Below are 23790 nucleotides of genomic sequence, written 5' to 3'. Positions count from 1 at the left end.
AGGCCGTTTTTTTATGCAATAAATTGCCGCACCCGCTCTGCAACGCCGAACACGCAATCCAGATGCCCGCAGTCGGGCAACGTCTCACACTGCACCTGCGGGTTATTCTGCTGACGTACTAAGGTTGTTATCGCCTCCGCGCTGAATAATTCATCATGCTGTGCTGCCAGTATCAGCGTGGGCAGGGAGAGCGCCGCCAGCTGCTTTGCCGGCGCTTGCGGCGTTAACGCGTTCGCCATATTCACAGTGTAATGGCAGACAAAATGCGGATCGTTTTTTAGCACGTGCGCCGGGAAATGCAGTTTTACCGCCGGATACTGGGCGCATAACCTGCCTGCGCTAAGTGCATTGAGGATAAACGGCCAGCTTTTCACTGTTGCGAATTTATCAGCCTCTGGTAGCGGGCGCATCGTCCCCGAGAACGGCCCCAGTTCCGGAGCAAGCAGGATCAGGCTGTGCGCTAATGGATTTCGTGGCAAGCGCGTTGCGTAATTAAGCAACATACCGCCGCCGCTGGAATGACCGAGCAAATGGCAGCGAGCCTGCGGGTAAGTCGCATGGAGAGTTGAAAGCAGGGTATCGACGTCCTGCCAGATCTGACGGGGATGCATAAGTTTGCCCGACGAAGACTGGCCATGACCACGTATATCCACCAGACAGACGGCAATGCCTGGTATTGCGCTGAGCTGACGGGCCAGGATGGGGTACCCCGCCTGGCTGTGAACGCCGCCGCCGTGATAGACCACAACAATATGCCTGATCGCCGACGCAGACTGATAGATCCCGTAATGCAGGCTTCCGGTATGAAGGGGAAGCGCAGGAGGTAGTTGCAGCGTCAGACGTTGCGCAGAAAGAATATAGTTGTCGAAATTGATCAAGAGCGTTCCAGTCTAAAAAGACGAATATGACAGGGAATACCATAACAGCGCCTTTAAAAACATAAAACCCGCCATTTGGCGGGTTTAAACTTTCCGGAACACCTCAGGTACAAAAGTACTAAAAATTATTCCATCAATTGCTTACTTAATCTTGGGTTAGCCTGGAGAAGACGCAGCAACTTCAGTTCAGTCGGGGAGGGTTTTACCCTTTTAGACTCCCATTCGTGAACCATCGCCACGCTCACACCCATTACCCGGGCAAAATCATCGTTTTTCAGACCGGTGCCTTTTCGCAGTTGCTCAAACTCACTGAAAGGATTAGGTTTTTGATTCAACGTGATATTTTGTTGCGATACATCGTGTTTAAAGACTATTTGTTCCAGACTGCTAAGCAGTTCAAACATAGGATCTTTATATTCCATAGAGAACTCCTCATAAATCACAAAGCGTGATCGTAAACGTCAACGAGCCACTTAAGAGTAGTCGGTAAATAGTAATCCGGATGGTTGCGGCAGTGATTAATTGTCAGGTAATGGAGTTTTATGTAGTTAAAATGCATCTTTTCACGCTTGCGCTCCCTTTAATGCCTTGATCAATAAGCCCTGGTTTTTTGGTGTAGACTTTTGTAAAGGATTAGCAAAAAAAATACTAAGCATTGCATAAACAGGCGAAGCGTAGCGGGGGATGCAGACCATCACCAACACGGTGTTTTCCCTGCAAGAATGTCAGGAAAGGGTATCTTGCGACGCCGACCTGGACTATCCTTGTCAGCGTCGGGCACGTGGGTGCCGGTGTGCGCTTTTTTGGGTGAAAGGAGTATGAAAATGGCGACAGGAAAGTCCTGCTCTCGCTGGTTTGCGCCTCTTGCGGCGTTATTAATGGTGGTTAGCCTGAGTGGGTGTTTTGATAAAGAAGGCGATCAGCGCAAGGCGTTTATCGATTTTCTGCAAAATACAGTTATGCGCAGCGGTGAGCGTTTGCCTACCCTGACCGCTGATCAGAAAAAACAGTTTGGTCCCTTTGTGTCGGATTACGCCATTCTTTATGGGTATTCCCAGCAGGTAAATCAGGCGATGGACGCGGGTCTGCGTCCGGTGGTTGATAGCGTGAATGCCATTCGCGTCCCGCAGGATTACATGACTCAGCGCGAACCGCTGCGTCAGGCTAACGGGTCGTTGGGCGTGTTAAGCCAGCAGCTGCAAAACGCGAAAACGCAGGCGGATACGTCGCGTGCGTCGTTGAAACAGGCCGACGATTTGAAACCGGTTTATGACCAGGCTTATCAAAAAGTGGTCACTGCGCCAGCAAATGCACTGCAACCGCTGATCCCGGCTGCACAAATATTCACCCAACAACTGGTTCAGGTGGGTGATTTTATCGCGCAGCAGGACACGCAGGTGAGCTTTGTCGCCAACGGGATCCAGTTCCCGACCTCGCAGCAGGCCAGCCAGTATAATTCGCTGATTGGGCCGCTGGCGTCGCAGCATCAGGCGTTTACACAAGCCTGGACCGCTGCGGTTAACGCAACGCAATAAGTCTGTTTCCCCCGCGAAAAGGCGGGGGAATTCGCCGCTTCGCTGAGGCCCTGGCCTTGTGGATGGCTGAAATAAATCTTGCTAAGCCCACGCGATAATGCGTTAATGATTCTCGGTTTGACGTACAGACCTAAAGCATTTTATAAAGCAGTCCCTTCAAGAGTTATCCATAGATACCCTTCGTTGAGAGCTTTCCTTATATCGCTTAAAAATCTGTAAAGCACGCCATAGCGCCGGAAGGCAAACTTAATTAAAAAGGTATTCTCTATGTCTGGTAAAATGACTGGTCTGGTAAAATGGTTCAACTCTGACAAAGGCTTCGGCTTCATCACTCCTGACGATGGCTCTAAAGATGTGTTCGTACACTTCTCTGCTATCCAGAACGATGGCTACAAATCTCTTGATGAAGGTCAGAAAGTGTCCTTCACCATCGAAAGCGGCGCTAAAGGCCCGTCTGCTGGTAACGTTGTAAGCCTGTAATCGCTTCCGTTTAAAGCACGCTTTCTGAAAAAAACCCCGCAATGCGGGGTTTTTTGTTTTCTGGCTTCCGGCTATTTCGCAATCTGCGGATTCACACAGTTTTTCTCTATCTTGCCATTGAGCGCGTCGATCAGATTATCCACAGCACAGGCGGCCATGTTATAGCGCGTTTCATGGGTGGCGGAACCGATGTGCGGCAGGGCGACAACGTTCGGCAGCGACAGCAGTTCAGAATCCACCGGCAGCGGCTCCTGTTCGAAGACGTCCAGACCCGCGGCATGTATATCCCCGTTTTTCAGCGCCGCAATCAGCGCCTTCTCGTCCACCACCGGGCCACGACCGGCATTGATAAAGATCGCCGAGGATTTCATGCGCGCAAACTGATCCGCGCCGATCATATGGTGCGTCTCATCCGTTAACGGCAGCACCAGGCAGACAAAATCCGCCTCTTCCAGCAGCGTATCCAGTTCACAGTAGCGCGCGCCGAAGCGCTCTTCCGCTTCTGTATGATGACGGCGGGCGTTGTAAAGGATCGGCATACCGAAGCCAAAGTGGGCGCGCTGCGCCAGCGCCAGCCCGATGCGGCCCATGCCCACGATCCCCAGCGTCTTGTGGTGTACGTCGATACCAAACCAGTCCGGGCCAATGCCTTTCGTCCATTCGCCAGCTTTCACGCGCTCTGCCACTTCCACTACGCGACGGGCGGTGCTCAGCACCAGCGCCATCATGGTATCGGCCACGGTTTCAGTTAGCACGGTGGGCGTATGCATCAGCAGGATCTTGCGCTCGTTTAGCGCGTCAACATCAAAATTGTCATAGCCTACCGAGATGGTCGAGGTGGCGCGCAGCTTCGGCATCTTTTCCAGCAGCGCGGCATCGACTTTCTCGCTTGAACCCAGCAAACCTTCCGCACTGGCAAATGCCTCTGCATGCTGTTGCACCGTCTCAGGATGCAGATTCGGCACCCTGGTCACGGTGAAATGGTCTTCCAGACGTTTTTGCAGATCATCAGGCATGGCTTTGTACAGAATAATGGACGGCTTCATGCGGTTCTCCCAAATCAGTAATAGCGGGTCGCCAGACGCATCATGCGTGACGTGCGCCCGCCGGAATCTGTTGATTATTAGCAGGCTTAACAATCAAAGTAAGCCATACCGAAACAAAAAGCGCCACCCCCATAAATATGTACGATGCCGCCGGACTGCCCGTTGAGCCGTTGAGATAACCCACGAACCACGAGCCAAAGAAAGAGCCGAGCGCGCCCATACTGTTGATCAGCGCCATCGCGCCGCCCGCCACATTACGCGGCAACATCTCCGGGATAATGGCGAAGAAAGGGCCATAAGGCGCATACATTGCTGCCCCGGCGATCACCAGCAGCGTATAGGAGATCCAGAAATGGTTTGCTCCCACGGCCCAGGAGCCGATAAACGCAAAGGCGGCGATCAACAGCAGCGGCCAGACAAAGAGTTTACGGTTTTGCATTTTGTCCGACGCCCATGAGGCGAGGATCATCGCAATGGTCGCGGCCAGATAAGGCACCGACGAGAGCCAGCCAACCGCCACCATCCCGAGGTTCTCACCGCCGCTGTGAATAATCGACGGCAGCCACAGCACAAAGCCGTACACGCCGATACTCCATGCAAAATATTGCATGCACAGCAGGATGACGTTGCGCGAACGGAATGCCTCGCCATAGTTACGCACTGCTTTGATGCCCTGTTGTTCCTGCTCCAGCTGCGCCTGCAACGCGGCTTTTTCGTCTTCCGCCAGCCAGGCAACCTGCGACGGTTTATCCCGCACCAGCACCCACCAGCAGAACGCCCAGATCACCGCCGGCACGCCTTCAATAATAAACATTTCCCGCCAGCCGAAGGACTGGATGAGATAGCCGGATACCACCGACATCCACAGCACCGTCACCGGGTTGCCGAGGATCAGAAACGTGTTAGCCCGCGAGCGTTCTGATTTAGTAAACCAGTTGCTGATATAAATCAGCATCGCGGGCATCACCGCCGCTTCCACGACGCCAAGAATAAAGCGGATGGCGGCCAGCGCCGGAATATTGTTTACCATCCCGGTCAGCGAGGCGCAGGCACCCCATAAGATCAGGCAGATAAAGATTAATTTGCGCACGCTGCGGCGTTCGGCGTACATCGCACCGGGGATCTGGAAGAAGAAATAGCCGAGGAAAAACAGCGCCCCCAGCAGCGATGAAACGCCTTTGGTGATGCCCAGATCGTCATTGATGCCTGCCGCAGAGGCGAAGCTGAAGTTCGCGCGATCCAGATAAGCCAGGCTGTACGTGATAAACACAATCGGCATGATGTACAGCCAGCGTTTTGTTGCATTAGTCGGACTTTTCATAGGGTTGCCTCTGGCATTGTAGGGGTCTGAGGTTCGAATGTTTTAAAGAGGGCGTCTTACCCCTCGTTAAGCTGTTCCCGCGTTGGCAGTCCTTCGCTGTCTCCCTGGACCTGAATGGCCAGCGAGCCGATTTTATTTCCTCGTTGAATGGCCTGGGTCAACGAGCGGCCTTCCAGCAGTGCGCTGACGAGGCCGACCGCGAAGCCATCGCCCGCGCCCACGGTATCCACCACGTTATCCACGTTAATTGCCGCCACCGCGCCCTGTTCACCGTCGGCCGTTTTGAACCACGCGCCGTCGCTGCCGGTTTTAATGACCACGAGTTTCACGCCGCGGGAAAGATAGAAATCGGCGATACCTTCCGGCGTCTGTTGTCCGGTAAGAATGACACCCTCTTTCAGGCCCGGCAGCACCCAGTCGGCCTGGAAAGCCAGCTGATTGAGTTTCTCGACCATCTCGGCTTCGCTTTTCCACAGCACTGGGCGCAAATTCGGATCGAAAGAGATCGTCTTGCCGCGCGCTTTCATCACGCCCGCCGCATGATCCAGCAGGGCATAAGCATCCGATGACAACGCCGCCGCCACGCCGCTCAGATGCAAATGGCGGGCGCGGTTAAACATCTCTTCGTTGAAGTCTGCCTGCGACAGATGGCTGGCTGCGGAATTTTTACGGAAATACTCCACAATGGGATCGGTTCCATTTTCAACCTTAGATTTCAGCTGAAAACCGGTCGCGTAACGTCCGTCAATCGTCACGCCACCCGTGCCAATCCCTTCTTTTTGCAGCGAATTAAGCACGAACTGCCCGAAGCTGTCATCGCCGACGCGGCTCACCCAGGCGACATTCATTCCCAGTCGCGCAAGACCGGTGGCGACGTTCAGCTCAGCGCCCGCGACGCGTTTAAAAAAGTGCTCCGCCTGGGCCAGGTCACCGGTTTCGGTGGCGACAAACATGGCCATGGCTTCGCCGATGGTGATGACATCCAGCGCATCTGACATGGCGTTACTCCTCACGTAATAAATTGACGTAGCGGCGCGTGACGGCGGTCAGATCGCGGCCTTCCAGTGGAAACTCAATGCCGCGCGGCACGTCAGCGGGCAGTCGATTGAGTAATTCAGCCCAGCGGGTATCAGCCGGATCCGGCGCAATAGCGCGATAGTGATAATGGTGAGCCACGGCGGCCTTCACATGGATATAGCTGACGGCGGGGGCCAGATGGCGGGCCGCTTCCTCCGGGGATTCACCGACCCACAGCCAGTTCGCCATATCAAAGGTCAGCGTTACCGGCAGATCCAGCACCCGACAGGCGGCTTTAAAGCGCTGCATCGGCGCAAGCTGGCCGCAATCGGTCTGATCGTTTTCCACCACCAGCGTCATGCCGCTGTCTGCCAGCCAGCCGCGCAGCGTCTCCAGCGCTGATTTATGCTGGAAATGCCCGAGGGACACCTTCAGCCAGAGCGCATTCAACGTGCGTGCCTCCTGTAGCAGGGCGGGCAGCTGCGGGTTCAGCGTGCCGTCAAACAGACACAGCGGTTCCGGCGCAGAGTAGCAGACCAGCAGGTTATGGGACTCGATGGTGGCGGCCAGAGCAGGCAGGGCGTGCAGCTCAGCGGGCGTGAACAGTTCGCGGCGGATCTCCACGCCGTCGGCGCCTGCCGCCGCAATAAACGGCAGCACGGCAGCCTGACCGCCCAGCGACTGAATGCGCTCGTGGCCGTAAGCGGCAGTGACGACGATAATTTTTCTTTTCATTTCCCGACTCCAGGACAACAGATGCGTATTCGCTTCTGTTTAAGCTAGATGGAACCGGTTCCAATTGAAAGTTCAGGATCGCTAAAGCATGATCGTCATCACGAAGGGGAATTAGCGGGCGGTAGAGCCGCGAACGATAAGTTCGCCGGAGAAGACCTGTTCATGCACGGTGTTGTCGGTGCCATCGATGCGGCGTACCACCTGCTCCACGGCGGCATAACCAATCTGCCAGGTGGGTTGTTTCAGGGTGGTGATGCCCACACCTGCCAGCTCCGCCCACTCCAGCTCGTCAAAACCGAGCAGGCCAATGTCGCTGCCCCAGTGCAGGCCAAGGCGTTTCATTGAGCGGGCTACCTGTAGCGTTAACGCGCCGTTGGCGGAGATCACCGCTTTGCGCATGCCACGGTGACGGGTGTGAAACTGGCGCAGCGTGTTGTCGATCTGTCCGGCTTCATGCAGCACGATTTCGGCATCTTCCGCGATCACGCCGGGATAGCGGGCAAGGGTGGCATGAAAGGCGTTCAGGCGCTCGCGGCGGGTATTCACCGTGCCAAGCGGTTCGCTAAGAAACAGCAGCGCTTCAAATCCCTGCTCCACCAGATGCTCGGTGGCGGTGGTGGCCGCCTGGGTATTATCCAGCCCGACCACATCGCAGGCGAAATCCGGGATTTTACGGTCGATAAGCACCATCGGCAGCGATGACTGTTGCAGGCGGTTAAGCCCCTCCTCGCGCATGCCCACGGCGTTAACCACGATCCCCTCCACCTGATAACTGCGCAGCAGATCCAGATAATGCAGCTCCTGATCGAGCGCGTTATTGGTGTTACACACCAGCGGCGTGAAGCCTTTTTCACGGCAGGCCGCTTCGATACCGCTCAGCACATTAACGGAATAGGGATTGGTAATATCGGCAATGATGAGGCCTATCAGCCGCGTACGGCCACGTTTCAGGCCGCGGGCCATCAGGCTGGGACGGTAATTAAGTTCGGCAATGGCGTTTTCGATGCGGGCCAGCAGGGCAGCCGAAAGCAGATGTTTTTCACCGTTCAGATAACGTGAAATGCTGGTTTTACCCGTTTTTGCCGCTTTCGCGACGTCACTGATTGTCGGGCGCGCTGCCTTTGCGTTCATGTCCGTCTCCTGGGGTAACTTTGCGGAGATTAACATATTTTACCGGGAATACCCCTCGCTTGCAGGCGAGGGGGTAAACAGAGGAATTACTGCAATGGACTCAGGGTGATTTCCACGCGGCGGTTCTGCGCTTTGCCTTCTTCCGTGCTGTTGCTGGCGATCGGGTTCGCCGGGCCTGCGCCGGTGGTACGCAGACGGTTCGCTTCCACGCCCTGGGTGATCAGCGCGCTGGCAACCGCATCGGCACGCTGCTGCGACAGACGCATATTCAGATCCTTGCCGCCGGTGCTGTCGGTGTAACCCACCACGTTAACCGCGGTTTTAGGATACTCTTTCAGTACCATCGCCACGCCGGTCAGGGTATTCGCACCTGCCGGTTTCAGCGTCGCGCTGCTGCTGTCGAAGGTCACGTTATTTGGCATGTTCAGCACGATGTTATCGCCGTTTCGCGTCACGCTAACGCCCGTTCCCTGCATTTTGTCGCGCAGTTTCGCTTCCTGCACATCCATGTAATAACCTGCGCCGCCGCCAAGGGCTGCACCCGCAGCAGCACCAATCAGCGCCCCTTTACCGCGATCTTTTTTCGAGGAGGAGAGCGCGCCGACGCCTGCGCCGACCAGCGATCCAATACCTGCGCCAATACCCGATTTACCGGCTTCGCGTTCGCCGGTGTAAGGGTTGGTTGTGCAGCCTGATACAGCCAGTGCGCCGCAAACCGCAGCCACAATGAGAAGGACATTTTTCTTCATCGAATTTCCTTAATAATTTTTAATTCTATGCATAGCGATAATCGCGGTTGATTATGACCTGAGGATCGTTAGAAACTTCCGGAAAGATTCTGAATTTTGTAAATAACATTGAGCGGCGCATGAGCGTCCGTCACACCTGCAGCAGCGACCAGGGAGCACAAGTTTTGGCACATCCATCCACAAAGACGATCCTCACGGCAGCCCACTGGGGGCCGATGCTGGTTGAAACCGACGGTGAAAACGTCCTGTCATCCCGCGGCGCATTGCCGACCGCTCATCCCAATTCGTTACAAACCGCGGTGCGCGATCAGGTGCACAGCAACAGCCGCGTGCGTTTCCCGATGGTTCGCAAAGGTTTCCTGACGTCACCAGAAAAGCCGACCGGCGTACGTGGTCAGGACGAGTTTGTGCGCGTCAGCTGGGATGAAGCGCTGGATCTGATCCACGCCCAGCACGCCCGTATTCGGGAAAGCTACGGGCCATCGTCGATATTCGCCGGATCCTACGGCTGGCGCTCCAACGGCGTACTGCATAAGGCCGCGACGCTATTACAACGCTATATGAGCCTGGCGGGAGGCTACACCGGCCATCTGGGGGATTATTCCACCGGCGCGGCGCAGGCGATCATGCCCTATGTTGTGGGCGGTAACGAAGTGTACCAGCAGCAGACCAGCTGGCCGCTGGTGCTGGAGCATTCTGATGTGGTGGTGCTGTGGAGCGCCAACCCGCTCAACACCCTGAAAATTGCCTGGAATGCCTCGGATGAACAGGGGATCCCCTATTTCGATCAGCTGCGCCAGAGCGGCAAACGGGTGATCTGCATCGATCCGATGCGATCGGAAACTGTCGACTTCCTCGGCGACAACGCCGAATGGCTGGCACCGCATATGGGCACCGACGTGGCGCTGATGCTCGGCATCGCCCATACGCTGGTGGAAAACGGCTGGCAAGATGAAGCATTTCTTGCCCGCTGCACCACCGGGTTTGACCTGTTCCGCGACTATTTAACCGGGATTAGCGATGGCATCGCCAAAACCGCCGAGTGGGCCGCCGACATTTGCGGCATTGATGCGCCTAAAATTCGCGAACTGGCGCAACTGTTCCACGAAAATACCACAATGCTGATGTCCGGCTGGGGGATGCAGCGCCAGCAGTATGGCGAGCAAAAGCACTGGATGCTGGTGACCCTGGCCGCCATGCTGGGGCAGATCGGTCTGCCGGGCGGCGGCTTTGGTTTGTCTTATCATTTTGCCAACGGCGGCAACCCGACGCGCCGCGCGGCGGTGCTCGGTTCCATGCAGGGCAGCGTGCAGGGTGGTGTGGATGCGGCCGATAAAATTCCGGTGGCGCGCATTGTGGAAGCGCTGGAAAATCCCGGCGGCGCGTACCAGCACAACGGCATGGATCGTCACTTCCCGGACATTAAATTCGTCTGGTGGGCGGGCGGTGCCAACTTTACCCATCATCAGGATACCAACCGGCTGATCCGCGCCTGGCAAAAGCCAGAGCTGGTGGTGATCTCCGAATGTTACTGGACGGCTGCGGCGAAGCACGCCGACATCGTTCTGCCGGCCACGACCTCTTTTGAACGTAACGATTTGACCATGACCGGCGACTACAGCAACCAGCATCTGGTGCCGATGAAGCAGGTGGTCGCGCCGCGCGATGAAGCGCGGGACGATTTTGAGGTGTTTGCCGATCTCAGCGAGCGCTGGGAGCAGGGCGGTCGGACGCGTTTTACCGAAGGTAAAACCGATCTGCAATGGCTGGAGACGTTCTATGACATCGCCAGCGCGCGCGGCGCAAGCCAGGGCGTGACGTTGCCGCCGTTCGCTGAATTCTGGCAGGCCAACCAGCTTATTGAGATGCCGGAAAGCGAGGAGAACGCGAAATTCGTGCGTTTTGCCGCGTTCCGTGCCGATCCAGAAGCCAATCCGTTAAAAACCGACAGCGGCAAAATCGAAATCTACTCTGAGCGCATTGCGTCATTTAATTATGCCGACTGTCCGGGGCATCCCACGTGGCTGGCCCCTGATGAATGGCACGGTAATGCCGAACCGCAGCAGTTGCAGGTGCTTTCTGCCCATCCGGCCCACCGTTTGCACAGCCAGCTAAGCTACTCCGCGCTGCGCGAGCAGTACGCGGTGGCCGGGCGCGAACCCGTCACCCTGCATCCGCAGGATGCGCAGACGCGCGGGATTCGCGACGGTGACCTGGTGCGGGTGTGGAACGGGCGCGGGCAGGTGCTGGCGGGTGCGGTGGTGACCGAGGGCATTCGTCCGGGGGTCATCTGCATCCATGAGGGCGGCTGGCCGGATCTGGATCCGGCGGCCGGGGGGATCTGCAAAAATGGCGCGGTAAACGTGCTGACCAGGGATCTCCCCAGCTCGCGGCTGGGCAACGGCTGCGCCGGGAATACGGCGCTGGCGTGGGTGGAAAAATACACCGGCCCGGCGCTTACGCTGACGGCGTTTGATCCCCCTGCCAGCGCATGATCCATGTCGGGTGGTGCGTTTCTTCCTGCCAGGCGCTGTCTTCGATACGAAAACCCAGCGCATGATAGAAATTCACCGCCCGCTCATTCTTCTGATACACCTCAAGACTGAGATCGGCATAGCGCTGTTTGACGTGCTCAAGCAGCGCTCGCCCGATGCCTTTACCGATCGCGTCAGGGTGCACGAACAGCGCGCCAACAAAGCGGTTGTCCATCACGCTGACAAAGCCTTCCATGCGCCCATTCTCTTCCCATACCCAGGTTCTGGCAGCGGGTAAATACGCATCGCGCACCAGGTTTTTGCTCTCCTGCCAGTAGCGCGCGTCGATAAAAGGGTGGGCAAAGGTGGTGCTCGCAAGCCACAGCGTCAGCAGCGGTGTCGGGTCATTTTCATGCCATTCGTGGATCATCATTGCCTCCGGGATGACAAAAACAGGTGGTGACATGGTCATTGACCAGACCGCAGGCCTGCATAAAGGAGTAACAGATGGTGGTGCCGACAAACTTGAAGCCGCGTTTTTTCAGCGCTTTTGACAGGGCATCCGATTCCGGTGTTGAAGTGGGGATGTCGGCAAGGCTGGCGGCCTGGGTCATCTTTACCTGATGATCGACAAACGACCAGACAAAATCGGCAAAGTCTTCGCCCTGTTCCTGCATCGCGAGATACGCCCTGGCGTTACCAATAATTGCCTGAATTTTTCCCCGATGGCGGATAATACCGGCGTCCTGCAACAGCCTTTCCACATCTTCGTCCTGCATCGCTGCCACGCGCTGCGGATCGAATTGATAAAAACAGCGACGATAATTTTCCCGTTTCTTCAGCACGGTGATCCAGGACAGGCCCGCCTGCTGGCCTTCAAGACAGATCATTTCAAACAGCTTCTGATTATTAGACTGCGCCACGCCCCATTCCTTGTCGTGGTAGTCGATATACAGAGGATCCTGACTGACCCAACCACATCGTTGCATATGTTTCTCCTTTCCATTATTGCGGTAGAAGGCAAAAGAAAATTATCCCGCGGGCTTGACGTGTCTCTCAAAGAGACAATAGTTAATACAGGGTTTTATCCGCACAAAATGATAACGATAACGCCGGTTTTGGCTCTTTTCTGGAGTCGCATTGATGAAGATAAAAATTAACCGTGGCCACGCTCTGGCGATCGTGTCTGTGAGTCTGTTTTTTTGCCAGACGGCGCAGGCGTGGCACCAAGAATATATCGTTAGCGACCCGCAAAGTAATATGGCGGATCGTTATACATGGGACAGCGATCACCAACCACGTTATGACGATATTCTCGAAGGGCGCATCCGTTCGACGCAAAATACGCCGGGCCTGGCCTGGAATTTGCCTGATGATACGCCGCTGGACGCGACCAGCACCATGAGCCTCGGCTGGAATATTCCGCTGGTGAATAATGTCACGACCGGCCCGGTGGCCGCCTGGCATTACGACAGCTCTGCCTCATCGATGTATAACGAATTTGGCGATAGCCCCGCCAATCTGCAATTCAGCGATCCGCTCTGGCATGCCAGCGTCAGCTCGGTGGGCTGGCGTGTAGATAGCCGTCACGGGGATCTCCGCCCGTGGGCGCAAATCAGCTATAACCAGCAGTTTGGCGACAATATCTGGAAAACCCAGTCTGGCCTCAACCGCTTAACGGCGTCCAGTCAGGACGGTAACTGGCTGGACGTGACCCTCGGCGCGGATATGTTGCTCAATCCTCACCTCGCTGCCTATGCCTCTCTGTCGCAGTCCGAAAATATGGATGCCGGGCAAAACTACCTCTACAGCATGGGCTTCAGCGCGCGCTTTTAATTAGCATTTAAAACAAATCAATTACATTTTTTATACAATATTCATGCGCTTCTCCGCGATAGTGCGCGCTAACTTACGTGCAATTTTCGCTGGTCGCCATTTTTCCCGTTGTCATTCATTCCCGCTGTAAGGCATTTCATTCCGTCCTCACTGCATTTCATGCCGTTTTCGATCCGGCATCAGCGGCGCTTCGTTATGGTTAGCGGCAGAGAATTTCCCTTTTGCTTACGCAGGAAGACTGCCATGAATACATCCTCACTGAATCGTACCCGCTGGCTGACGCTGGTCGGTACCATCATTACGCAATTTGCCCTTGGATCGGTTTATACCTGGAGTCTGTTTAATAGCGCGCTGGCGGAAAAGCTGGATGAGCCGGTAAGCCAGGTGGCATTTTCTTTTGGCCTGCTGAGCCTCGGGCTGGCGCTGTCTTCCTCGGTAGCCGGGAAACTTCAGGAACGGTTTGGCGTTAAACGTGTCACCATCGCGTCCGGTCTTCTGCTCGGCGTCGGTTTCTTTCTTACCGCTCATGCCAACAGCCTGTTGATGCTGTGGCTGAGCGCCGGCGTGCTGGTCGGCCTTGCCGATGGCGCGGGCTATCTGCTGACGCTCTCCAACTGTGTAAAATTCTTCCCGGAGCGGAAAGGGCTGATTTCCGCCTTCTCCATTGGCTCTTATGGTCTGGGCAGCCTCGGTTTTAAATTCATCGACAGCCATCTGCTGGCGACCGTGGGCCTCGAAAAAACCTTTATGATCTGGGGCGCAATGGTACTGGTGATGATTGTCTTCGGTGCCATGCTGATGAAAGATGCGCCGCAGCAGAAAGTCGGCATGGTTAATGGCGTGGTCGAGAATGACTTCACGCTGGCGCAGTCCATGCGTAAACCGCAGTACTGGATGCTGGCCGTGATGTTCCTCACCGCCTGTATGAGCGGTCTGTACGTGATCGGCGTGGCGAAAGATATTGCCCAGGGCATGGTGCATCTGGATGTGGCGACCGCGGCAAACGCCGTTACCGTGATTTCTATTGCCAACCTGACGGGCCGTCTGGTGCTCGGCATCCTCTCCGATAAAATGTCCCGTATTCGCGTCATTACGCTCGGCCAGGTCGTCTCGCTGGTGGGTATGGCGGGCCTGCTGTTTGCGCCCCTTAACGAAGTCAGCTTCTTCGCTGCTATCGCCTGCGTCGCCTTTAACTTCGGCGGTACCATCACCGTGTTCCCGTCGCTGGTCAGCGAGTTCTTCGGGCTGAACAACCTGGCGAAAAACTACGGGGTGATTTACCTGGGCTTTGGTATCGGCAGCATCTGTGGTTCGATTATCGCCTCGCTGTTCGGCGGCTTCTACGTCACATTCTGCGTCATCTTCGCGCTGCTGATCCTTTCGCTGGCGCTCTCCACCACCATTCGCCAGCCGCAGCGTGAATACTTCAACAATACTCAGGCACTGACCCACCATTAAGCGATCGGCGCCACGCTCTGCGTGGCGCTTTTCCGTTCTCCTCTCACGCTTTCTCCCTTCCCGCATCAGGGGTAATAAAGTAAGCTCTGCCGCGTTTTGCATTATTTTTGTAAATGTTTAATGAGATCACATTCGCGGTGACACTTTTTATCACCCGCGTGGTCTACTACCCCGCGCTTCAGGAAGTTCTCGGATGACTTCTTTGACGTTTAATAAGCCTTTACGCAGACACGACGCCTGCGCACGGGTGTTCTCTATTCCCTTCTCCCAGGGTGCTTTGAATGAAATATATCAAAATGATGACGCAACAAAGGCTGAGTTTTTTGCTGGCGTTGTACATCGGTCTGTTTATGAACGCCGCTGTTTTTATTCGTCGATTTGATGGATATGCGCAAGAGTTTACGGTCTGGAAAGGCGTTGCTGTTATTGTTGAATTAGTGGCAACGGTATTAGTCACCTTCTTTTTACTTCGGGTTCTTTCTCTATTTGGACGGCGTGCCTGGCGCGTGCTGTCGACGCTGGTGGTGCTCTTTTCTGCCGGTGCCAGTTATTACATGACTTTCCTGAACGTGGTGATCGGCTACGGCATTATTGCCTCGGTGATGACAACGGACATTGACCTGTCAAAAGAAGTCGTCGGTCTGCATTTTATTCTCTGGCTGGTGTGCGTGAGCACGCTGCCGCTGATTTTTATCTGGAGCAATCGCTGCCGCTATACGTTGCTGCGCCAGTTGCGCACACCGGGGCTGCGTATGCGCAGCGCCACGGTGGTGGTGTTAGCCGGGCTGATGGTCTGGGGGCCGATTCGCCTGCTTGAAGTGCAGCAAAAGCATATGGAGCGCGCGACTGGCGTCGATATGCCAAGCTACGGCGGCGTCGTCGCCAACTCTTATCTGCCGTCTAACTGGCTGTCAGCGTTAGGGCTGTACGCCTGGGCGCAGGTGGATGAGTCTTCTGATAACAATTCGCTGATCAATCCGGCCACCAAATTCTCTTACGTGGCGCCGAAGGATCTCGATGATACCTATGTGGTTTTTATCATCGGTGAAACGACCCGCTGGGATCATATGGGCATGCTCGGCTACGAGCGTAATACCACGCCGAAGCTGGCGGCCGAGAAAAACCTGGTCGCCTTCCGCGGTTATTCCTGTGATACCGCCACCAAGCTGTCACTGCGCTGTATGTTTGTGCGTGAGGGCGGGGCGGATGAAAATCCTCAGCGTACCCTGAAAGAGCAGAACGTCTTTGCGGTACTGAAACAGCTCGGCTTCTCCAGCGACCTGTATGCCATGCAAAGCGAAATGTGGTTCTACAGCAACACCATGGCGGATAACATCGCCTACCGTGAGCAGATTGGCGCTGAGCCGCGTAATCGCGGTAAACATGTCGATGATGCGTTGCTGCTGGACGAAATGAAGGGCTCGCTGCAAAACAATCCTGATGGCAAGCACCTCATTATTTTCCATACCAAAGGCTCGCACTTTAATTACACCCTGCGTTATCCGCGTAGTTTCGCCCAGTGGACGCCTGAGTGTCAGAGCGTGGACGACAAGTGTTCCAAAGAAGAGATGATCAACTCGTTTGATAACTCCGTGACCTATGTCGATCACTTTATCGACAGTGTTATCGACCAGGTACGCGATAAGAAAGCGATTGTTTTCTACGCGGCCGATCATGGTGAGTCAATCAACGAGAACGAGCATCTGCACGGTACGCCGCGCAAAATGGCTCCGCCGGAGCAGTTCCGCGTGCCAATGATGGTATGGATGTCTGACAAGTATCTGGAAAACCCAGACAAAGCCAAAATGTTCGCTCATCTCAAGCAGCAGGCCGGGATGAAAGTACCGCGTCGCCAGGTTGAACTGTATGACACCATCATGGGCTGCCTGGGTTATACCTCGCCGAATGGCGGTATCAATGAGAACAACAACTGGTGCCACATCCCGGACGGCGCGGCGTCGGCGGCTAAGTAAACAGGCTGGCGAGTTTATCGCCAGTCAAAAGGCTTTTTTACGTTAAGGGATTGACGGTTGCGGTGCCCGGCAGTAAGATTCGCCCGCATTCGGTGATTGGCGCAGCCTGGTAGCGCACTTCGTTCGGGACGAAGGGGTCGGAGGTTCGAATCCTCTATCACCGACCAAATTTAAAAAGCCCAACCTTCTGGTTGGGCTTTTTGCTATCTGTGGTTCGGGAGGATGAGAAGCTCCGGGGGAGGAGGTTCGCGCCGAGCGAAGCGAGACAACGTTGCGAAGCAACGACCCGCAGGGCGAGCCACAGTGTGGCGAGTCATCCTCTATCACCGACCAAATTTAAAAGCCCGTCGTGGAAACACGACGGGCTTTTTGCATCTGGCATCCACTGATCCCGTAGGCCGGGTAAGCGCAGCGCCACCCGGCGAAGATAGAGGGCAGCGTGCCGGTATTATGCCCGGCGGCGCAGGCTTGCCGGGCCTACGTTTGTGCTGAGTGCCACCCGGCGAAAATAACCCTACTGAATACCACGTCGGTATCGCCCATAATTCCCGGCATTTGCCAGATATTCCATCGTATTTTTTTATATATGTTTGAATCTTTTTTCGCGTTGCTTATGGATAAGCTCAGCATTTTCACCTGTGCGTTTTAACGTTCGCGGTATTAATCGCTCACATATTCATCATTCCGTAAGAATTTTTTCATAAACTGCGTGAATGTTAATCACTGGCTCATGGGTAAAAAGCAGCGGTTTATTCTGGCATCCGACCAGTAGCACAATTTTCCCTGCTGAAAACCAGTCCATGTACTTTTTTTAATCTTTGTTTGCCAATTCTCACCGTCGTTGTAAATCCTGGTTACCTGTATTGACGTTTTGACATTCTGTTGACAGATTGTAGGGCATGAGGGGCATTTCACGGAGAATCTGCACTGCAACTCAGTCAACCTTGTGAAAGGATTCCCCATCTCTCATATAGCCTCCGGGCACAACCGACCAGACCGGTAAAAAATAAATAAAGGCCTGTCGGATATATACACGAAATTATTCAAGTCGCGTCGCGGCGGCAACTGAGCGAATCCCTGGAGCATAGTGAACTATGTGACAGGGTGAGCGAAGGCAGCCAACAAAGACGCGGCTTGAAGAATGATGTGTATACCCACTGCAACGGGTAAACAACACATAATCACATTGGAGCAGAATAATGAGTATTTCCTTGAAGAAGTCAGGGATGCTGAAGCTTGGTCTTAGCCTGGTGGCCATGACCGTCGCAGCAAGCGTACAGGCCAAGACCCTGGTTTACTGTTCAGAAGGCTCGCCGGAAGGCTTTAACCCACAGCTCTTTACCTCTGGTACCACTTACGACGCAAGCTCAGTGCCAATCTACAACCGTCTGGTTGAATTCAAAATTGGTACCACCGAAGTGATCCCAGGCCTCGCTGAAAAGTGGGAAGTCAGCGAAGACGGTAAAGTCTATACCTTCCACCTGCGTAGCGGTGTGAAGTGGCAGGACAACAAAGATTTCAAACCGACGCGCGATTTCAACGCCGACGACGTGGTGTTCTCTTTTGATCGCCAGAAAAATGCTGAAAACCCGTACCATAAAGTGTCTGGCGGCAGCTACGAATACTTCGAAGGGATGGGCCTGCCAGACCTGATTAGCGAAGTGAAAAAAGTCGACGACAAAACCGTACAGTTTGTACTGGCGCGTCCGGAAGCCCCGTTCCTGGCTGACCTCGCCATGGACTTCGCTTCTATCCTCTCTAAAGAGTACGCTGACAACATGCTGAAAGCCGGTACGCCGGAGAAAATCGACCTGAACCCAATCGGTACCGGTCCGTTCCAGCTGCAGCAGTACCAGAAAGACTCCCGCATTCTGTACAAAGCGTTTGAAGGCTTCTGGGGTACCAAACCGCAGATCGACCGCCTGGTGTTCTCCATCACCCCGGACGCCTCTGTACGTTATGCAAAACTGCAGAAAAATGAGTGTCAGGTGATGCCGTTCCCGAACCCGGCTGACATTGCACGCATGAAGAAAGACACCAAAATCAACCTGATGGAGCAGGCCGGTCTGAACGTCGGCTACCTCTCTTTCAACACCGAGAAAAAACCGTTTGATGACGTGAAAGTTCGCCAGGCGCTGACCTATGCGGTGAACAAAGAAGCGATCATCAAAGCGGTTTATCAGGGTGCAGGCGTTGCCGCGAAAAACCTGATCCCGCCAACCATGTGGGGTTATAACGACGACGTTAAGGATTACACCTACGACGTTGAGAAAGCGAAAGCGCTGCTGAAAGAAGCCGGTCAGGATAAAGGTTTCACCGTCGAGCTGTGGGCGATGCCTGTACAGCGTCCGTACAACCCGAACGCACGCCGTATGGCGGAAATGATCCAGTCTGACTGGGCGAAAATCGGCGTACAGGCCAAAATCGTGACCTACGAGTGGGGCGAGTACCTGAAACGTGCGAAGGCGGGCGAACACCAGGCCGTGATGATGGGCTGGACCGGGGACAATGGGGATCCGGACAACTTCTTCGCCACCCTGTTCAGCTGCGACGCGGCGAAACAAGGTTCCAACTACTCTCGCTGGTGCTACAAGCCGTTTGAAGATCTGATCCAGCCGGCACGTGCGACTGACGATCACAACAAACGTATTGAACTGTACAAACAGGCTCAGGTAGTGATGCACGACCAGGCTCCGGCTCTGATCATCGCGCACTCCACCGTGTACGAGCCAGTGCGTAAAGAAGTGAAAGGCTATGTGGTTGATCCACTGGGCAAACACCACTTCGAAAACGTATCAGTTGAATAATTAAAACCCAGGGGTGCTCACGCACCCCATGCCCGGCGGCGCTACGCTTGCCCAGGTCTACGCCCGTAGGCCGGATAAGCGCAGCGCCATCCGGCATAATGCTTTACCCGAGCGGTTTTCGCGCGGGATAAGATTTGTGAGCAATACAGACACGTCGTTGACGGTGTCACTACAGAGAATCCGGGTTATGTTGCAGTTCATCCTCCGACGTCTGGGGCTTGTCATCCCTACGTTTATCGGTATCACCCTTCTCACTTTTGCCTTTGTCCATATGATCCCGGGCGACCCGGTCATGATCATGGCGGGTGAGCGTGGTATCTCCCCTGAGCGTCACGCGCAGTTGCTGGCCGAGCTTGGCCTGGACAAGCCGATGTGGCAGCAGTACGTCAACTATGTGTGGGGCGTGTTGCATGGTGATTTAGGGGTTTCGCTTAAGAGCCGTCTCCCGGTGTGGGACGAGTTCGTGCCGCGTTTTAAAGCGACGCTGGAACTCGGTGTCTGCGCCATGATATTTGCCGTCGCCGTGGGTATCCCGGTGGGCGTTCTCGCCGCCGTTAAACGCGGTTCCATCTTTGATCACACTGCCGTGAGCATCGCGCTGGCGGGTTACTCCATGCCGATCTTCTGGTGGGGCATGATGCTGATCATGCTGGTGTCGGTGCAACTCAACCTGACCCCGGTCTCCGGGCGCGTCAGCGACATGGTTTTCCTTGATGACAGCAATCCGCTGACCGGCTTTATGCTGATCGACACCGCCATCTGGGGTGAAGAGGGCAACTTCATTGATGCGGTGGCGCATATGATCCTGCCTGCGGTGGTGCTCGGCACCATCCCGCTGGCGGTGATCGTGCGTATGACCCGCTCATCAATGCTGGAAGTGCTGGGTGAAGACTATATCCGTACCGCCCGCGCGAAAGGCCTGACCCGGATGCGCGTGATCGTGGTGCATGCGCTGCGTAACGCCATGCTGCCGGTCGTCACGGTGATTGGCTTACAGGTCGGCACCATGCTGGCGGGGGCCATCCTGACCGAGACGATTTTCTCCTGGCCGGGACTGGGACGCTGGTTGATCGACGCGCTGCAACGCCGCGATTATCCGGTGGTGCAGGGGGGCGTACTGCTGGTGGCGACGATGATTATTCTCGTCAACCTGCTGGTCGATCTGCTCTACGGCGTGGTGAACCCGCGTATTCGACATAAGAAGTAAGGGGCCATCATGTCACAAGTTACTGAAAATAAAGCGGTGTCTGCACCGGTGCCGATGACCCCGATGCAGGAGTTCTGGCACTATTTTAAACGCAACAAAGGGGCAGTAGTCGGCCTGGCGTATGTCGTCGTGGTACTGATTATTGCCATCTTTGCCAACTGGATCGCGCCTTATAACCCGGCTGACCAGTTCCGTGATTCCCTGCTCGCGCCGCCGGTGTGGCAGGAAGGCGGCAGCTGGGCGCATCTGCTGGGTACCGATGACGTAGGCCGCGATGTCATGTCACGCCTGATGTACGGTGCGCGCCTGTCGCTGCTGGTTGGCTGTCTGGTGGTAGTACTGTCGCTGGTGTCGGGAATTATCCTCGGCCTTATCGCCGGTTATTTCGGCGGCCTGGTTGATAACATCATCATGCGCGTGGTCGACATCATGCTGGCGCTGCCGAGCCTGCTGCTCGCGCTGGTGCTGGTGGCGGTCTTCGGGCCATCGATAGTCAACGCCTCGCTGGCGCTGACCTTCGTGGCGCTACCTCACTACGTGCGCTTAACCCGCGCCGCCGTGATGGTGGAAGTGAACCGTGATTACGTCACCGCCTCCCGCGTCGCCGGAGCCGGTGCGATGCGCCAGATGTTCGTTAACATCTTCCCTAACTGCCTTGCGCCGCTGATTGTTCAGGCATCGCTTGGCTTCTCGAACGCCATTCTCGATATGGCCGCCCTTGGCTTCCTCGGCATGGGTGCGCAACCGCCAACACCAGAGTGGGGCACCATGCTCTCTGACGTGTTGCAGTTCGCACAAAGCGCCTGGTGGGTCGTGACCTTCCCGGGTCTGGCGATCCTGCTGACGGTGCTGGCATTTAACCTGATGGGTGACGGCTTGCGTGATGCGCTCGACCCCAAACTCAAGCAGTAAAGGGCTACGAAATGGCGTTATTAAATATAGATAAATTATCGGTGCACTTCGGCGACGAAGGGACACCGTTCCGTGCCGTAGACCGCATAAGCTACAGCGTTGAGCAGGGTGAAGTGGTTGGCATCGTGGGCGAATCCGGCTCCGGTAAATCCGTCAGCTCGCTGGCGATCATGGGACTGATTGATTTCCCAGGCCGCGTAATGGCCGATAAGCTGGAATTCAACGGCCAGGACTTAAAGCGCATCTCCGAGAGAGAGCGCCGCAGTCTGGTGGGCGCGGAAGTGGCGATGATTTTCCAGGATCCGATGACCAGCCTTAACCCGTGCTACACGGTCGGTTTCCAGATCATGGAAGCTATCAAGGTGCATCAGGGCGGCAACAAGAAAACCCGCCGCCAGCGGGCCATCGACCTGTTAAACCAGGTGGGTATTCCCGATCCGGCCTCGCGTCTGGACGTTTACCCGCACCAGCTCTCCGGCGGCATGAGCCAGCGCGTGATGATTGCGATGGCTATCGCCTGTCGTCCGAAGCTGCTGATTGCCGACGAACCGACCACCGCGCTGGATGTGACTATTCAGGCGCAGATCATCGAACTTTTGCTGGAACTTCAGCAAAGGGAAAACATGGCGCTGATCCTCATCACCCACGATCTGGCGCTGGTGGCGGAAGCCGCGCATAAAATTATTGTGATGTACGCCGGTCAGGTGGTGGAAACCGGCAAGGCTACGGATATTTTCCGCGCGCCGCGTCATCCGTACACCCAGGCGTTGCTGCGCGCACTGCCTGAGTTTGCGCAGGACAAAGCGCGTCTGGCCTCGCTGCCAGGCGTGGTGCCGGGCAAATACGACCGTCCGAACGGCTGTCTGCTGAACCCGCGCTGCCCGTATGCCACCGATCGCTGCCGCGTTGACGAGCCGGATCTGAATACGCTGAGCGATGGCCGTCAGTCTAAATGTCACTACCCACTCGATGATGCCGGGAGGCCGAACTATGAGTACGCATGAGGCCACCCTGCAACAACCGCTGTTGCAGGCTATCGACCTGAAAAAACACTACCCGGTGAAGAAAGGGCTGTTTGCCCCGGAACGCCTGGTAAAAGCGCTGGACGGCGTCTCTTTTTCACTGGAGCGCGGTAAAACGCTGGCGGTGGTGGGCGAATCCGGCTGTGGGAAATCCACGCTCGGTCGTCTGCTGACGATGATCGAAGTGCCGACCGGCGGCGAGCTTTACTATCAGGGCCAGGATCTGCTCAAGCCCGATGTGAGCGCCGAAAAACTGCGTCGTCAAAAAATTCAGATCGTCTTCCAGAACCCGTACGGTTCCCTGAACCCGCGTAAAAAAGTGGGGCAGATCCTGGAAGAGCCGCTGCAAATCAACACCACGCTGAGCAAGGCCGAGCGCCGTGAAAAAGCGCTGGCGATGATGGCGAAAGTCGGCCTGAAAACCGAACATTACGACCGCTACCCGCATATGTTCTCTGGCGGTCAGCGTCAGCGTATCGCCATTGCCCGCGGGCTGATGCTCGATCCGGACGTGGTCATCGCCGATGAACCGGTGTCGGCGCTGGACGTATCCGTGCGCGCGCAGGTGCTGAACCTGATGATGGATTTGCAGCAGGATCTGGGGCTGTCTTATGTGTTTATCTCTCACGATCTCTCTGTGGTCGAACACATCGCCGATGAAGTCATGGTGATGTACCTCGGCCGCTGCGTGGAGAAGGGCACCAAAGAGCAGATTTTCTCCAACCCGCGTCATCCGTACACCCAGGCGTTGCTTTCTGCCACACCGCGTCTGAACCCGGACGACCGTCGCGAACGTATCAAGCTGACCGGTGAGCTGCCAAGCCCGCTGAATCCGCCGCCGGGCTGTGCCTTTAACGCCCGTTGTGTTCGTCGCTTCGGCCCCTGCACCCAGTTGCAGCCGCAGTTGAAAGAGTACGGCGGCCAGCTGGTCGCCTGCTTCGCGGTGGACCAGGATGAGAACGGCGAAAAGCCGATCGTCCACGGGTAATCAACCCTGCCCGGCGGCGCTTGCTTGCCGGGCCTACAGCCCCACCAAACCCCAGGCCGGTGTAAGCGCAGCGCTACACGGCGAAAATCAAACCGGAGCCATCGTGCTTCGGTTTTTTTATGGCCTTTTATTATCGAGAATGAAGCGAAAAGGGTTATTAAAGATCCTATTTATTGATTTTGTTTCTTTTTTAAACTATAAAAGGTTAATTAATAAAATAT

21 protein-coding genes, 1 tRNA gene and 1 other RNA gene are annotated in these 23790 nt (G+C 55.6%); 13 read left to right on the top strand and 10 right to left on the bottom strand.

Features of this window, described 5'->3' with window-relative positions; all coding sequences use genetic code 11:
* Window positions 1-11 precede the first annotated feature (11 nt).
* Both KW828_RS18435 and KW828_RS18430 read right to left on the bottom strand, forming a co-directional pair.
* The gene (locus KW828_RS18435) at window positions 12-878 is read right to left on the bottom strand and encodes an alpha/beta fold hydrolase (protein ID WP_218337733.1); all 867 of its coding nucleotides are present in this window, start codon (window positions 876-878) and stop codon (window positions 12-14) included.
* Between the two features lie 125 nt (window positions 879-1003).
* Window positions 1004-1300 (bottom strand): HTH-type transcriptional regulator, encoded by a 297-nt coding sequence (locus KW828_RS18430; protein ID WP_218337732.1) that lies wholly within the window; start codon window positions 1298-1300, stop codon window positions 1004-1006.
* A 402-nt stretch (window positions 1301-1702) separates the two neighbouring features.
* On the opposite strand from KW828_RS18430, the gene KW828_RS18425 reads away from it, so the two are divergent.
* Complete coding sequence (locus KW828_RS18425; protein ID WP_218337731.1) at window positions 1703-2413, top strand: DUF3053 domain-containing protein; 711 nt, start codon at window positions 1703-1705, stop codon at window positions 2411-2413.
* A 267-nt stretch (window positions 2414-2680) separates the two neighbouring features.
* The gene (cspA, locus tag KW828_RS18420; protein WP_072571448.1) at window positions 2681-2893 is read left to right on the top strand and encodes an RNA chaperone/antiterminator CspA; all 213 of its coding nucleotides are present in this window, start codon (window positions 2681-2683) and stop codon (window positions 2891-2893) included.
* A gap of 71 nt (window positions 2894-2964) precedes the next feature.
* Here the strand turns inward: cspA and ghrB are convergent, their stop codons facing one another.
* From ghrB to KW828_RS18390, 6 genes are all read right to left on the bottom strand, one after another.
* Window positions 2965-3939, bottom strand: a complete 975-nt coding sequence (ghrB, locus tag KW828_RS18415; RefSeq protein WP_218337730.1) for a glyoxylate/hydroxypyruvate reductase GhrB — start codon at window positions 3937-3939, stop codon at window positions 2965-2967.
* Window positions 3940-3979: 40 nt separating this feature from the next.
* Window positions 3980-5260 carry an MFS transporter gene (locus KW828_RS18410; RefSeq protein ID WP_218337729.1) on the bottom strand — a complete coding sequence of 427 codons (1281 nt, stop codon included), beginning with the start codon at window positions 5258-5260 and terminating at the stop codon, window positions 3980-3982.
* Between the two features lie 56 nt (window positions 5261-5316).
* On the bottom strand, window positions 5317-6258 hold the full coding sequence (locus tag KW828_RS18405; RefSeq protein ID WP_218337728.1) for a sugar kinase: 942 nt from the start codon (window positions 6256-6258) through the stop codon (window positions 5317-5319).
* Between the two features lie 4 nt (window positions 6259-6262).
* The gene (locus tag KW828_RS18400; RefSeq protein WP_218337727.1) at window positions 6263-7012 is read right to left on the bottom strand and encodes a sugar phosphate isomerase/epimerase; all 750 of its coding nucleotides are present in this window, start codon (window positions 7010-7012) and stop codon (window positions 6263-6265) included.
* Between the two features lie 111 nt (window positions 7013-7123).
* Complete coding sequence (locus KW828_RS18395) at window positions 7124-8143, bottom strand: LacI family DNA-binding transcriptional regulator (RefSeq protein ID WP_218337726.1); 1020 nt, start codon at window positions 8141-8143, stop codon at window positions 7124-7126.
* Between the two features lie 86 nt (window positions 8144-8229).
* Window positions 8230-8892 carry an OmpA family lipoprotein gene (locus KW828_RS18390; protein WP_218337725.1) on the bottom strand — a complete coding sequence of 221 codons (663 nt, stop codon included), beginning with the start codon at window positions 8890-8892 and terminating at the stop codon, window positions 8230-8232.
* A 119-nt stretch (window positions 8893-9011) separates the two neighbouring features.
* On the opposite strand from KW828_RS18390, the gene KW828_RS18385 reads away from it, so the two are divergent.
* Complete coding sequence (locus KW828_RS18385; RefSeq protein WP_218337724.1) at window positions 9012-11387, top strand: molybdopterin guanine dinucleotide-containing S/N-oxide reductase; 2376 nt, start codon at window positions 9012-9014, stop codon at window positions 11385-11387.
* On the opposite strand, the gene KW828_RS18380 is transcribed toward KW828_RS18385, so the two are convergent.
* The gene (locus KW828_RS18380; RefSeq protein ID WP_218337757.1) at window positions 11350-11796 is read right to left on the bottom strand and encodes an N-acetyltransferase; all 447 of its coding nucleotides are present in this window, start codon (window positions 11794-11796) and stop codon (window positions 11350-11352) included. The two genes, KW828_RS18385 and KW828_RS18380, sit on opposite strands and share 38 nt — an antisense overlap.
* On the bottom strand, window positions 11777-12355 hold the full coding sequence (gene tag, locus KW828_RS18375) for a DNA-3-methyladenine glycosylase I (RefSeq protein ID WP_218337723.1): 579 nt from the start codon (window positions 12353-12355) through the stop codon (window positions 11777-11779). Before tag ends, KW828_RS18380 begins: the two co-directional genes overlap by 20 nt.
* A 154-nt stretch (window positions 12356-12509) precedes the next feature.
* Here tag and KW828_RS18370 point away from each other — a divergent pair, with 154 nt between their 5' ends.
* From KW828_RS18370 to dppF, 10 genes are all read left to right on the top strand, one after another.
* A complete protein-coding gene (locus KW828_RS18370; protein WP_218337722.1) occupies window positions 12510-13202 on the top strand; it encodes an autotransporter domain-containing protein in 693 nt (230 codons plus the stop codon).
* A gap of 243 nt (window positions 13203-13445) precedes the next feature.
* The gene (locus KW828_RS18365) at window positions 13446-14660 is read left to right on the top strand and encodes an MFS transporter (RefSeq protein WP_218337721.1); all 1215 of its coding nucleotides are present in this window, start codon (window positions 13446-13448) and stop codon (window positions 14658-14660) included.
* Between the two features lie 281 nt (window positions 14661-14941).
* Window positions 14942-16633: a kdo(2)-lipid A phosphoethanolamine 7''-transferase gene (gene eptB, locus KW828_RS18360; RefSeq protein WP_218337720.1), complete on the top strand. Its 1692-nt coding sequence runs from the start codon at window positions 14942-14944 to the stop codon at window positions 16631-16633.
* 90 nt (window positions 16634-16723) lie between these two features.
* Window positions 16724-16800 (top strand) — tRNA-Pro (locus tag KW828_RS18355).
* A gap of 35 nt (window positions 16801-16835) precedes the next feature.
* Window positions 16836-16966: non-coding RNA, RtT sRNA (locus KW828_RS18350), on the top strand.
* A gap of 866 nt (window positions 16967-17832) precedes the next feature.
* On the top strand, window positions 17833-19440 hold the full coding sequence (gene dppA / locus KW828_RS18345; protein ID WP_088222361.1) for a dipeptide ABC transporter periplasmic-binding protein DppA: 1608 nt from the start codon (window positions 17833-17835) through the stop codon (window positions 19438-19440).
* Between the two features lie 187 nt (window positions 19441-19627).
* Entirely contained in the window at window positions 19628-20647 is a 1020-nt protein-coding gene (gene dppB, locus KW828_RS18340) for a dipeptide ABC transporter permease DppB (RefSeq protein ID WP_218337719.1), read from the top strand.
* 9 nt (window positions 20648-20656) lie between these two features.
* Window positions 20657-21559 (top strand): dipeptide ABC transporter permease DppC, encoded by a 903-nt coding sequence (gene dppC, locus KW828_RS18335; RefSeq protein ID WP_218337718.1) that lies wholly within the window; start codon window positions 20657-20659, stop codon window positions 21557-21559.
* A gap of 11 nt (window positions 21560-21570) precedes the next feature.
* Entirely contained in the window at window positions 21571-22563 is a 993-nt protein-coding gene (gene dppD / locus KW828_RS18330) for a dipeptide ABC transporter ATP-binding protein (protein WP_218337717.1), read from the top strand.
* Window positions 22550-23569 (top strand): dipeptide ABC transporter ATP-binding subunit DppF, encoded by a 1020-nt coding sequence (gene dppF, locus KW828_RS18325; RefSeq protein WP_218337716.1) that lies wholly within the window; start codon window positions 22550-22552, stop codon window positions 23567-23569. The genes dppD and dppF overlap by 14 nt, the downstream gene beginning before the upstream one ends.
* The last annotated feature ends 221 nt before the right edge of the window (window positions 23570-23790 follow it).

The organism is Enterobacter sp. ENT03, from assembly GCF_019218745.1.
In the GTDB taxonomy this organism is placed as follows: domain Bacteria; phylum Pseudomonadota; class Gammaproteobacteria; order Enterobacterales; family Enterobacteriaceae; genus Enterobacter_D.
Note: the sequence above shows the minus strand (reverse complement) of the source record. Positions and strands in the feature narration are given on the sequence as shown.